15 protein-coding genes and 1 riboswitch are annotated in these 11,292 nt (G+C 46.8%); of the genes, 7 read left to right on the top strand and 8 right to left on the bottom strand.

The window, feature by feature from the left end; all coding sequences use genetic code 11:
• From AC5EF3_RS02260 to AC5EF3_RS02250, 3 genes are all read right to left on the bottom strand, one after another.
• Nucleotides 1-483: hypothetical protein (locus AC5EF3_RS02260; RefSeq protein WP_493546867.1), on the bottom strand; the 483-nt coding region annotated here is incomplete at its 3' end.
• 10 nt (nucleotides 484-493) lie between these two features.
• Complete coding sequence (thiC, locus tag AC5EF3_RS02255) at nucleotides 494-2,386, bottom strand: phosphomethylpyrimidine synthase ThiC (RefSeq protein WP_493546866.1); 1,893 nt, start codon at nucleotides 2,384-2,386, stop codon at nucleotides 494-496.
• A complete protein-coding gene (locus AC5EF3_RS02250; protein WP_493546865.1) occupies nucleotides 2,383-2,811 on the bottom strand; it encodes a DUF1801 domain-containing protein in 429 nt (142 codons plus the stop codon). The genes thiC and AC5EF3_RS02250 overlap by 4 nt, the downstream gene beginning before the upstream one ends.
• A riboswitch (TPP riboswitch) is annotated at nucleotides 2,808-2,937 on the bottom strand. (Overlaps the previous gene by 4 nt.)
• 99 nt (nucleotides 2,938-3,036) lie before the next feature.
• On the opposite strand from AC5EF3_RS02250, the gene AC5EF3_RS02245 reads away from it, so the two are divergent.
• Nucleotides 3,037-4,020: an acyl-CoA thioester hydrolase/BAAT C-terminal domain-containing protein gene (locus AC5EF3_RS02245; protein WP_493546864.1), complete on the top strand. Its 984-nt coding sequence runs from the start codon at nucleotides 3,037-3,039 to the stop codon at nucleotides 4,018-4,020.
• 200 nt (nucleotides 4,021-4,220) lie between these two features.
• The gene (locus AC5EF3_RS02240) at nucleotides 4,221-4,454 is read left to right on the top strand and encodes a hypothetical protein (RefSeq protein ID WP_015828097.1); all 234 of its coding nucleotides are present in this window, start codon (nucleotides 4,221-4,223) and stop codon (nucleotides 4,452-4,454) included.
• Nucleotides 4,455-4,523: 69 nt separating this feature from the next.
• On the opposite strand, the gene AC5EF3_RS02235 is transcribed toward AC5EF3_RS02240, so the two are convergent.
• The gene (locus AC5EF3_RS02235; protein ID WP_493546863.1) at nucleotides 4,524-5,276 is read right to left on the bottom strand and encodes an SDR family oxidoreductase; all 753 of its coding nucleotides are present in this window, start codon (nucleotides 5,274-5,276) and stop codon (nucleotides 4,524-4,526) included.
• Nucleotides 5,277-5,432: 156 nt separating this feature from the next.
• On the opposite strand from AC5EF3_RS02235, the gene AC5EF3_RS02230 reads away from it, so the two are divergent.
• The gene (locus AC5EF3_RS02230) at nucleotides 5,433-5,876 is read left to right on the top strand and encodes a winged helix-turn-helix transcriptional regulator (protein WP_493546862.1); all 444 of its coding nucleotides are present in this window, start codon (nucleotides 5,433-5,435) and stop codon (nucleotides 5,874-5,876) included.
• Between the two features lie 32 nt (nucleotides 5,877-5,908).
• Here the strand turns inward: AC5EF3_RS02230 and AC5EF3_RS02225 are convergent, their stop codons facing one another.
• Genes AC5EF3_RS02225 through AC5EF3_RS02215 form a run of 3 tightly spaced genes read right to left on the bottom strand, consistent with a single transcriptional unit; the run spans nucleotide 5,909 to nucleotide 7,173 of the window.
• On the bottom strand, nucleotides 5,909-6,226 hold the full coding sequence (locus tag AC5EF3_RS02225; RefSeq protein ID WP_493546861.1) for a DUF6881 domain-containing protein: 318 nt from the start codon (nucleotides 6,224-6,226) through the stop codon (nucleotides 5,909-5,911).
• Nucleotides 6,223-6,807, bottom strand: a complete 585-nt coding sequence (locus tag AC5EF3_RS02220) for a hypothetical protein (RefSeq protein ID WP_493546860.1) — start codon at nucleotides 6,805-6,807, stop codon at nucleotides 6,223-6,225. Before AC5EF3_RS02220 ends, AC5EF3_RS02225 begins: the two co-directional genes overlap by 4 nt.
• 3 nt (nucleotides 6,808-6,810) lie before the next feature.
• The gene (locus tag AC5EF3_RS02215; RefSeq protein ID WP_493546859.1) at nucleotides 6,811-7,173 is read right to left on the bottom strand and encodes a ribonuclease E inhibitor RraB; all 363 of its coding nucleotides are present in this window, start codon (nucleotides 7,171-7,173) and stop codon (nucleotides 6,811-6,813) included.
• 119 nt (nucleotides 7,174-7,292) lie between these two features.
• Between AC5EF3_RS02215 and AC5EF3_RS02210 the strand changes: the two genes are divergently transcribed.
• A complete protein-coding gene (locus AC5EF3_RS02210; protein ID WP_493546858.1) occupies nucleotides 7,293-7,661 on the top strand; it encodes an ArsR/SmtB family transcription factor in 369 nt (122 codons plus the stop codon).
• On the top strand, nucleotides 7,654-8,148 hold the full coding sequence (locus tag AC5EF3_RS02205) for an SRPBCC family protein (protein WP_493546857.1): 495 nt from the start codon (nucleotides 7,654-7,656) through the stop codon (nucleotides 8,146-8,148). The genes AC5EF3_RS02210 and AC5EF3_RS02205 overlap by 8 nt, the downstream gene beginning before the upstream one ends.
• Before the next feature lie 33 nt (nucleotides 8,149-8,181).
• Here the strand turns inward: AC5EF3_RS02205 and AC5EF3_RS02200 are convergent, their stop codons facing one another.
• Nucleotides 8,182-8,565 carry an MmcQ/YjbR family DNA-binding protein gene (locus AC5EF3_RS02200; RefSeq protein WP_493546856.1) on the bottom strand — a complete coding sequence of 128 codons (384 nt, stop codon included), beginning with the start codon at nucleotides 8,563-8,565 and terminating at the stop codon, nucleotides 8,182-8,184.
• 127 nt (nucleotides 8,566-8,692) lie between these two features.
• Between AC5EF3_RS02200 and creD the strand changes: the two genes are divergently transcribed.
• Nucleotides 8,693-10,117 carry a cell envelope integrity protein CreD gene (gene creD, locus AC5EF3_RS02195; protein WP_493546855.1) on the top strand — a complete coding sequence of 475 codons (1,425 nt, stop codon included), beginning with the start codon at nucleotides 8,693-8,695 and terminating at the stop codon, nucleotides 10,115-10,117.
• A 518-nt stretch (nucleotides 10,118-10,635) separates the two neighbouring features.
• Nucleotides 10,636-11,067, top strand: a complete 432-nt coding sequence (locus AC5EF3_RS02190; RefSeq protein ID WP_015828087.1) for a DNA-binding transcriptional response regulator — start codon at nucleotides 10,636-10,638, stop codon at nucleotides 11,065-11,067.
• Nucleotides 11,068-11,292: the final 225 nt, after the last annotated feature.

Genomic DNA, 11,292 nt, shown 5'->3' with positions numbered 1-11,292 from the left:
CACAATAAGCCCGCATGAGCTTAAAAGCCAAAGCCCAAGTGTAATTATACCGGAGAGTTGTGTTTTGCGACAGCGCTCGACATTACGTTCAGCTTTGTTGAGGGTCGTGGAAAATTCTTCCGCCCATTCTCTATCTGTTTTGTATAAAGGGGCATCAACAGGCGGTAATATCAGGTGGGATACTGACTTGTGTGTCATACATTGCAGCCCCCAAAATATAGATAAACCAATGACAAAAAATGGAATGCCTGCGCTGACGAAAATCCAAAATGCAGTGTCGTAAGTTTTGAAAAAAGGCAATAGCGCGCCAAGAGCGGCGATGAGGAGCGCTGAAACTTTCATGGTTTCAATCGCGCGCCCTTCGACATTCCTGACGACTCCCAGCACCTGATTGAGCTGGGAGGTAGGGATTGACCTAAAATGATGGTAGGGCTGAATCTCTTCAGTTCTATTGCCCTGTGTTGTGTCAACATTCTCAGTCATTTTGTTTGCCTCAATCAATCGGTTCGCGTTTTTCGCCTGTTTCGCTGAGGTAGATTTCGCCGCCTTTTTCGATGAATTTTTTGCTCATTTCGCTCATGCCTTGTTCGGCTTCGAGTTGCAGGGCTTTTTTCTCGTTGTCGGAGAGTGTGTCGGCGTAATCGCGCACGTCTTGCGTGATTTTCATTGAACAGAATTTCGGGCCACACATGGAGCAGAAGTGCGCCACTTTGTGCGCGTCTTTTGGCAATGTCTGGTCGTGGAAATCACGGGCTGTTTCAGGGTCTAGCGCGAGGTTGAATTGATCTTCCCAGCGGAAGTCAAAACGGGCGCGGGAGACGGCATCATCGCGGATTTGCGCAGCGGGGTGGCCTTTGGCAAGATCGGCTGCGTGGGCGGCCAAGCGGTATGTGATCACACCCACTTTAACATCATCACGGTTTGGCAAGCCAAGGTGTTCTTTTGGTGTCACATAACAGAGCATGGCTGTTCCATACCAGCCAATCATAGCGGCACCGATGCCGGATGTGATGTGATCATAACCGGGTGCGATATCTGTTGTGAGGGGGCCAAGCGTGTAGAAGGGCGCTTCGCCGCATTCTTTAAGCTGCTTGGTCATGTTGACCTTGATCTTGTGCATTGGCACGTGACCTGGGCCTTCAATCATTACCTGACAGCCTTTATCCCAAGCGATTTTTGTCAGCTCGCCAAGTGTTTCAAGCTCAGCAAATTGGGCACGGTCATTGGCATCTGCCACAGCACCCGGACGCAAGCCATCACCTAGTGAGAATGTCACGTCATACTTGCGCATGATGTCACAGATTTCTTCAAAGTGGGTGTAGAGGAAGCTTTCCTTGTGGTGGGTCAGCATCCATTTGGCCATGATGGAACCACCACGGGACACGATACCACATACGCGGTTTACGGTGAGGTGAATGTAAGCCAGACGCACACCAGCGTGGATGGTGAAATAGTCGACACCTTGCTCACATTGCTCGATCAATGTGTCGCGGTAGACTTCCCATGTCAGGTCTTCGGCGATGCCGTTTACTTTTTCTAGCGCTTGGTAGATTGGCACTGTTCCGATTGGCACAGGGGAGTTGCGCAAAATCCATTCGCGGGTGTTGTGAATGTTGCGACCTGTTGAAAGGTCCATCACATTGTCAGCACCCCAACGCGTGGCCCAGACCATTTTTTCAACTTCTTCTTCCACCGAAGAGGTGACGGCGGAGTTACCAATATTGGCGTTGATCTTCACGAGGAAGTTGCGGCCAATGATTTGCGGCTCTAGCTCTGGGTGGTTGATGTTTGAGGGGATAACCGCGCGGCCACGAGCCACTTCATCGCGGACAAATTCAGGTGTGATAAATTCTGGGATTTCCGCGCCAAAGCTTTCACCTTGTGCCACTGTTTCGGCTGCATTGGCTACGGCTTCCTTGCGGCCCATGTTTTCGCGTTCGGCGATGTAGATCATCTCTTTGGTGATGATGCCAGCTTTTGCAAATTCATATTGTGTGATCGGGCCATCGCCTACACCGCGCAGGGGCTTGTGCTTGGTTGGAAATTCGCGGGCAAGGTGTTTACCTGTCGCGCCGCCATTATCTTCAATTTTGATTGGGCGGCCTTCATATTCTTCAACGTTTGAGCGCGCTTGTACCCAGCCATCACGGATGCGCGGCAGACCTTTTTCAACGTCAATAATGACGGATGGGTCTGAGTAAGGGCCGGATGTGTCATAGACGGGCACGGGCGGCTCATTCGCGCTTGGGTGGAGGTCAATCTCACGGCGGGGCACAGATAGGCTTGGGTCTGCGACAGGGTGAGTGTAAACCTTGCGAGAGCTTGGCAGCGGGCCAGTCGTCACTTTAGGTGTTTCAAACTCGTGTTGGGAAGTTGGTTTGTTCATTTTGATTTCCTAGAATGATATGTGAGCGCCATAGAAATACACTGTTCTAATGGTTTCACAGGAAGAGGTGCCTGAGCTGGCAGGCGAATTTCTCGGTTGTTTATAAAGGTGAGTTCGTCGCCAAAAAGCGTTTGCCATTCTGCAACGAGAGTTGTCTGGCAATGCACAAAAAGACTGACCGAATTAAAGGTTTTGGTGTCCCAGCCAAGACGAATTGTGGTTCCGCTTTTGGTTTCATTGGTGAGATAAGATAATTGGCCCCATTTAAGGGTTTCGGTGAGCTTGCCAACACAAGGCAATGAAACCGCGATTTCAAAAATCAAATTACGAAGCGTGTCTATTTGATTGCGAATGGTAGGCGGACATCTTTCAAGCACAGCCAGTGTATCTGGCTTGGGTGGCGGTGGTGGAATGGATATGTTCACCCGTTTCGCTCCGTTCCTACGCTGGTTGAGGGCGTTATTGCCCGCTTTCCAGATCAGGTTCAAAGGGTGCTAGGGAGGTATTGTCCCCATCTCAGCGCTTAACCATACGCGCCCCTCGGAATGGCTGAAGATAGCTGATTTATCCTATGGGTCAATTGTCTTTTTCTTTTGTCCGAATATGGTGGCTAGATTCGCTAATTTTGTTGTGAAAGTGTTTTGAAAATCATGCGTAAATCTATTTGGTCGATGAGTATTGGTGCGGCTTGTTTGATGATTGTAGGATGTGCTTCTCCGTCTATGACTGAAGGTGATTTGGTCGAAGCACCGTTGCAAAATTTATCAAATGTTGAGCTGCGCAGTCCTGATTTATATGCTGATTATTTTCCCGCTGGCCCGAAGGCGAATGGTGCCACGATTTTGCTTATTGGTGGCTCTGAAGGCGGATTGAGCGAAGCTGGACGAAGAGATGCGCTGTTTTTCCAAGATGCTGGATTTAATGTGATGCAAATGTCTTTTTATCTTGCTGAAGGGCAGCCTGAAAATCTTGAGATGATCCCTTTGGAATTGTTTGATAATGCGATTGATTGGCTGTCTGCACGCGACGAAGTGAGCACCAAACAATTTGGCATAATGGGCACGTCAAAAGGCGCTGAAGCTGCTTTAATTGTTGCAAGTCGTCATTCTGAGATAGATGCCGTCGTGGCGGTGGTGCCGTCCAGTGTGTCTTGGCAAGGGATAAATTGGTCGCGAGATGGCCGTGTACCCGAAGCGTCATGGTCTTTGAATGGGGAAGCTGTAGCTTCTATGCCATATGGCGTATGGGACAATGAATTAGGGCTGTTTTCTCTGTATGAGAACGGACTGAAAGCGCGTGAGCAACACCCTGATGCGTTTATCGAGATAGAGCGTTCCAAGGCGGCGACGCTGTTGGTGTGTGGAGGTGCTGACATGTTGTGGCCATCCTGTCCTATGGCCGAGCAATTGAAATCGCGCGCCATTAAGAATGACGGCCCTGAGGTGGATATTTTGAAATACGCTGAGGCAGGACATTTTGTTTCCGGTTTGCCAGATGAAAGTGTGGATTCAAGTGATCAAACGCCTGTTACATTTGGAGGGACAGTTGCGAGCAATCATGCTGCTCAGTTAGACAATTGGCCTAAAATCCTAGCGTTCTTGAATGAAAATCTCGTTGTACATGGCGATGAATAGATAAGCCTATTTCGGTTGTTGTTTAACACGCAACGATCTTTGCGGCCTCCCCAGCAGTAGCGCATAAAGGTATGCATGGAACTTAATGCAATTTGCGGCGTTAACTATGCAGGGCCGATTATGAAACGCGAGCTTTCGTATGAGAGTGACCCGTTGTCGGGGTGTTTCATAATTTAAAGCTGTTGGAAGGAAATAGGGATATGAGCCGCTTATTAAATAGTATCGTGTATGGCGTTTTGATCGCATTTACAGTCACAATGTTTTTCTTGCGATTAACAACAGGATCGTTTGAAGATGCAGGCGCGCGCGTTGATCGCTGGACCGGCAATGCGGCTGACGATCTTAAAGTGGTTGCGGCAGAAGCTGCTGACCAAGCAAGTGTGGTCGCAAAAGACATTGCCGATGGGCCGGATAATTCAGATGCATATCAGTAGGAAATAATGATCGTTTGAATAAAAGGGAGCAGGTTTGATCTTGCTCCCTTTTTTGTGTGTTGATCTAGTCTATCGGTGCAATGCATTCAGTGTATTCATTGTTTGCTCCAGACGGTTTTCTTTTTCGGCATTTCTTAAGAATAAAACCCGCTCAACGCAGTTTTCCAATGGTGTTGGCGTTTCGTGGAAATTACGCATTGTTTCTGTGATAAAATCATCCATTTTCATCATAGCTGGATCATCTGCATGACCTTCCATAATGTCTGATTGAACACCGGGCGGAATGATTTCGATGATGTCTATTTCTTTCTCAAATTGTCCGCGCAGGGATAGCGTCCATGAGTGCAGGGCGGCCTTGGTTGCGTTGTATGTTGGCGTTGCAAAAAGCGGCGTGAACGCAAGGCCGGATGTCACATTGAGGATTGCAGCATTTTGCGTGGTGCGAAGATGTGGAAGCAATGCATAACCCAGCTGAATGGGGGCGAGTAGGTTTGTAGCGATTGTGAGCTGAGCGTTGGCTGTATCAATATTTTCGGCCTTTAAGTTTTCAGGCCGCATAATGCCTGCATTATTCATCAAGATGTTGAGGCCTGGGTGAGTGGTTGTAATCTGCTTGGCAAACTCAGCGATGGCATCTGCATCCGTCATATCTAGTTGATAGGCCTGCATATTATCGCGTTCGCCGATGGTTTCTTGAAGCGCGTCCATGCGGCGTCCTGTGATGATGACAAAATTTCCGAGTGCGTGAAACTGGCGTGCGAATTGGCGTCCAATGCCAGAGCTGCCGCCTGTGATCAGTATTGTGTTTCCTGAGAGCTTCATTTTTGAATTTTCCTGTGCTGTCAAATTGTCCTTGTCTTGCTTTTCTAAGTATTGCTTCTGTGGCCAAGGACTTGCCAAGCATGTGGGAAATCTCTAACTTTTGGAAAGTAGGCACCAAAAAGAATTATACTTACCTAAAAGAGAGTATTGGCTATTATGGGCATCTCAACCTTCAATGACACATTCACAGACGATGATTTTCAGGAAGCTGAGCGCTATTTAAGCGAAACACCGCCTAGCGATGTTGATCCGGCTTTGGAAGCGCTCGTGGTGGAAATTATTGGGCGTGTGGCTGATAAATGGACCATGCTTATCCTTGAGGAATTGCATGAGCATGAAGTGTTGCGGTTTTCCCAATTGGGGCGACAGGTTGAGGGGATTAGTCAAAAAATGCTGACCCAAACATTACGCTTTATGGAGCGAGATGGGCTGATCCAGCGAAAAGTCTATCCGCAAGTGCCGCCCAAAGTGGAATATAGGCTGACAGAGATGGGCGAAGGGTTGGGGCGGGCGTTTTGCGGTGTGTGGATCTGGGCAGAACGCAATCGAGAGGCAATTGAAAAAGCGCGAGCTGATTATGAAGCTAGAGTGCAGACATGATTTTAATATTTTCTAAGCCTTGAAATTCCAAATTAGTTTTTGATGTTTGCCCGTATAAATAGCTTATCAAACTGACTTTTGCTGATCTCATTATAGCTGAAATCAGAGGTTTGGAACAGAATATCATATGCGTCTGAGCTAGGAAATATTCCATCGCACAAGCAGGATTTGTTGGCGGGTGGAGGATAGCGGCGCAATGCGATTTCGAGGCTATCGGCATAGGGGATGCCGTCCTCGAAAATCTCAATCATGCGGGTAACGCATTTGGTGGGCTGTATTTCGTAATACAGCTCCATAGGTTCGTCGGGCAATGTATCATGCCACATGACACGTAGATATTTCGCGCTCATTGATCGTTTGGGATGTATTGATCAACCAACTTTTTGACAGCTTCAAGATCTTCAAGGTGGACAAAGAGAAAAGGCGATTTGCGCTCTTGTGTTTCTGCATTGGTTTGGTCGTTTTCGTCGGCATCGTCGGCGGAACGCGCGAGCATTAGGATTTGCGTTTCGCCTTGGCCATCAATGCTGGTGTGGGAGATGTCTGCCATATTGATTTCATCAAATATTTCGGCATTGTCTCGCATGGAGATAGCGCGTTGGTCTGTGATGAAATAATGCGCCGGCATGGAATGCGCGCCAATGAGTTTGAAACGCTCAACAAATGCCCAAAGGGCGACGAGCGCCACGAGAATAGCGGGGCCGGTTATGATTGTGGCGATGAGGCGGGCGCTGCCAGCATTCTCATTTGCACCCCAAAAACCATTGGCGAACAATAGCAATAGATAAAGCGCGAGTATAAGCATGGCGGCGGCCAGTCCACCATAAATGAGGCGACCTTTATTATTGATCGCATTCATAATCTGGGAGTCGATTGGGGCATCCCAGATTATGTTTTCATTCGGGTGTAAATCTAGTTTCGGGATTGACATGATTTAACTGTTTTCTGGCGCATTACCGTATGTGCCCCAGCCATCAGCTGCACCACCCAAAGGCTCAGCGATGGCATGTAATTCCTGCTGGATTTGTACAATTTCTTCATAGACGGGGATCATGTGGATTGAGCAGTACACACTCCAGCGGTCATCTTCTGGATCTTCCGGGTCTGGCTCGATGATTTCTACTTGATAACCCTTTGTTGCAAGCTGGGCTTTGCAGGCTGCGGCGACTTTTTCGGCGATATTTTCAGGATGTGCATCGATAGCAAAATCAATCACCATGGGCTGATCCATATCGGAGCCGTCATCACGGATATGACCGAGCATTTCGCCATCAAAATCATCTGGGTAGTTAAACATGGTCACCGCTTTCGGTTTCTGGATCTAATTTGCGCCGAAACTAGAGGCTTTTGCTTTTGGGTCAATCTAAGTTTTCAATCGGTGTTGACTCTTATGGTTCGGTGTATAACTAATGAGTTATGGAACAAATTAGTTATATAAAAGATCAGCCTAATCTTGATGCTGTGTTTGCTGCACTGGCGGACCCGACACGGCGCGCGATTATATCAAAGCTAGCCAGCGGAGATGCAGCCGTGGGTGATTTGGCGCAACCCTTTGCAATGAGTCAGCCTGCAATATCTAAGCATTTGAAAGTGTTAGAAAAAGCAGGTCTGATTGAGCGCCGAGTGGATAAACAAAAACGTTTGTCTCATCTTAAAGCGGAGCCCATGCAGGCAGCTGTGAATTGGCTGGAGCAATACAAGGAATTTTGGGAGAACAGCTTTGATCAGCTCGACACCCTTTTGAATGAATTAAAAATGGAAGAGGGGGAGAAGCCCAATGAGTGAATTGCCAAAACTGATTATTGATCGCGAGTTTAAAGCGGCGAAAAGTTTGGTCTGGAAATGTTGGACGCAGCCAGAACTGCTTGCGCGCTGGTATGGCCCTAATGTTGAGACGGTGATTCACAAATTTGAGCTAGAAAAAGGCGGGGAATGGCTCAATGAAATGCGTATGGAAAAGGGCTCTATGTTTAGCAAGGCTGTTTTTGAAGAGGTGATGCCAGAAGATTTGTTGAGCATGCTTCTCTCAACCACGGATGAGGACTGGAATATCATCGCTTCCCCCATGATGCCAGATTGGCCGGCGACACTGCTTACTATCGCGGAATTTGAAGAGGTGGGCGGTGTGACAAAGCTTAGATTTACATGGCAGCCGCACAATGCATCTGATGCTGAAATAGCTATGTTTGCCAGCATGAAAGATCGCATGGGCGGCGGTTGGGGTATGGGCTTTAATCTTATGGATGAGCTACTTGAAGAGCTGCAAGCTTAGTTGGCCTGAAATATTCATGGGGTAGGATTGGGGCTAGTCTTTTAATAATCCCAATTCTCGTTGTAGTTTTTTGGTTAGTCCTGCCGCGACGATGTCGTGGCTTTGTTTTATGTAGGTTTTCATCTCTTCATCGGAAATGGTTTCATTGCCTGTGCGTTGAACCCATTTCATACCGCGAGAGGCAAGATATGGCGCGGGGCGGCATCCGGGAACGTCTCTGATTATTTCCCATGCCATCTCAGTGACTTTGATTGAGATGCAAATATGATCGGGATCGTCATTCTGAATGTCTTTGGCCCATCCGCCGACGGCGAAAACTTTGCCACCAATTTTCCAAACATGGGCATCACCCCATTGCACCACATGGGTCGTGTTTGGGATAGACTTACAGAATGCGTTATAATCCTGAAGTTTCATATCGTGTCCCTTTAAAACCTCATAGTGATCTTATTTCGCCTTTTATGGATCACATTCTAGCCTGAACAAAAAGTCATAAACTGATTTGGGGGTGTATTAAATACATCCATGTTTGGAGAGTGAAGAAATGGAAGATGGTGGAGTGGGATCATCCCAAGACGAGAACGGGCCAAATTTTAATCGGTTGAATGTGGGGGCGTATATGCCCAACAGATCATTTGGTTTGAAATTACTATTAGTATGTGCGTTGGCATTGCTAATGGCTATTCCGACAATGTTTGTCTGGGGCGTTGTGAAAGAGCGCACCACAAACGCACAGCAAGCGGTGCAAGAGGTGAGTTTGGCGCGAGGTGGGGAGCAGATTGTGCTTGGGCCGGTTTTATCTATTCCGTATGAGCAGATCGTCACTGAAAGAGTGCCCAATAATAGCGGTGTTATGATCGACACGCAGCGCAAGAAAACAGGCGAGTTTGTTGTGTTTGGCACAAGCGGGTCTGCAAGGGCGGATTTGAAAACCGAAATGCTGAAGCGTAGCTTGCACCGTGTGCCAGTGTTTGATGTGAATATTGATTTTAAGGCGAGCTTTGATTTGGAACAAGCCATGCTGAACAAGCCGCGTGGTGCAACTTTGCATTGGGATGATGCGCGCATTCATATGGGAATGTCGGATTTACGCGGCATCAAGGATGATGTGCTCGTTCAGATCGGCGAAGAAAAGATCAGTCTTGGGCCGGGTAATGGTGCATTATCGAGTTCTTTGTCAGATACGGTCGGTTCGGTTCGGGGGATCTCATTGGATGAGAACTCCGTTTTTGATCTGACGGCCAGTATGCGATTAACGGGCGCGCAGCGCATTGGGTTTGCGGCTTTTGCCCAGAATACGAGTATTGAATTAACTGGAGATTGGACATCGCCAAGCTTTGTTGGTGGTTTTCTTCCGGTCGAGCGTTCGGTCACGGATGAAGGTTTTACAGCAAACTGGAAAGTGCCGTATCTTGCTAGGGGTGTAGAAGCATCTGGCGAGAATTTGCAATTATATGACTTAGTACAATCTAATATGGGTTTGCGATTATTGGATGAGACGTCGCCATATCAATCAGTCATGCGTGCATTAAAATATGCACCCATGTTTATTGGGCTGGTATTTTTGGCATATTTTCTATTTGAAACCACAAGTTCCATGCGTGCGCATCCAGCCCAATATGTGCTTGTTGGTTTGGCTCAAGTTGTGTTCTATCTGCTGCTCTTGGGCGTATCGGAGCATACTGGATTTACAGCAGGCTTTATTGTTGCTGCTTCGGCGACAGTTGCGGCATTATCGCTATATGCTGGTGCAGTCTTTGGTGGACGTGAGGCGCGAATGAATGCCTTTATTGTTTTCACCTCGCTTTACGCACTGATATATGTGCTTATGCGGATGCAGGATTATGCGCTGCTTGTGGGCTCAATCGCTAGCTTTGCCGCTATTGCTTTCACTATGTGGAAGACGAGAGAGTTGGATTGGTATGGGCTTTCGGGAAATAGCGAAGCATCAAGAGTGAAGTCAGGTTAATCTGAGCAAATATCCGATTTTATTTTAAAGCCTTCGCACTTTATTACGGTGTGGAGGCTTTATTATTAACTTTATCAAATTTGATCAGGTTTATCTTTTGAAGAAAAGAAGAAATTAAAGCCTATCGCCTTCTTTAAACTTATTACGGAGAATGTTTAAAGGTGAGGGGTTTCATTATATAATAAAATCATAAAACATATATTTGAGTATTAGAAATTTACATTTCAAAGTACAATATCAATGCAAATAGATTGATTATAGTCAAACATTGATACTCCCTCAGATGGCAATACAGAAGGCACAGCACTTTGTAGGTAAATATTATGTAATGATAGTTCTTGCTATATCACTATATTGTATTTGAATTGTGTTTTTAGCGTCAATTTGTAGCAGATGTTGTTTTTCAATGTATATAAATAAGCATGTTGTATTTTTCTTTGTTTTTCGGCAGTGAAGCTATTTACTGTATTGTTACAAAAATGCATAAAAGCCACTTATGAGGGGCAAGGAGTCATTTAGTGAAAGTTCTGTGGGTCGAGGATCATCCAAAAGCGTCGGAAATGTTGTTGGCTGCAGGTGTTGCGGCGACGAGACAGCGTTTGCCAGTCGATCTGGTTTTGGCAGGATCACTATTGGAAGCGGAAAAAAAATTGAGACTCGAGCGTTTTGACCTAGTCATGCTCGATTTGCGATTACCGGATTCCATGGACGAAGATACGACTGTAACGCGTGTTGCCAGCATGGGTGATTTTCGCCTTGCTGTTGTGTCTGCGAGCGATAAACGTCAGTCGATGGTCGATTTTCTGTGCAAAGTGGGGTGCAATTGTGCTCCTAAAGCGATTGCTAAAGAAGATTTGGCAATGAATGAGTTTAGTCGCTATCCAGATAAATTCTACGACTTCCTACTTGAAGTTATGGGCGGAACTGGTGCCAAGGGCGCAGTCGCATAAGTGATCGCTAAATTCGCAATTTTCAAAAAAACAGGGTCAAGCGCAAAGTGTTTGGCCCTTTTGTTTGAGAATTGCTGGCTGAGCACTCGACCTTCACATGAGTTGATACTAAGGCCATTTGAATGGTTGAGCTTTATCAAAATTATAAAGAAAAAGTCGCGGCAGGTGAGCTGAAAGCTGATTCTGCACAAGCCGATATGGCGCAGCGTTTTGATACGTTGGCCA

It is taken from the genome of Hirschia sp. (genome assembly GCF_058892565.1).
The sequence above is the reverse complement of the archived record's forward strand: the minus strand, read 5'-3'. Positions and strand labels throughout refer to the sequence as shown.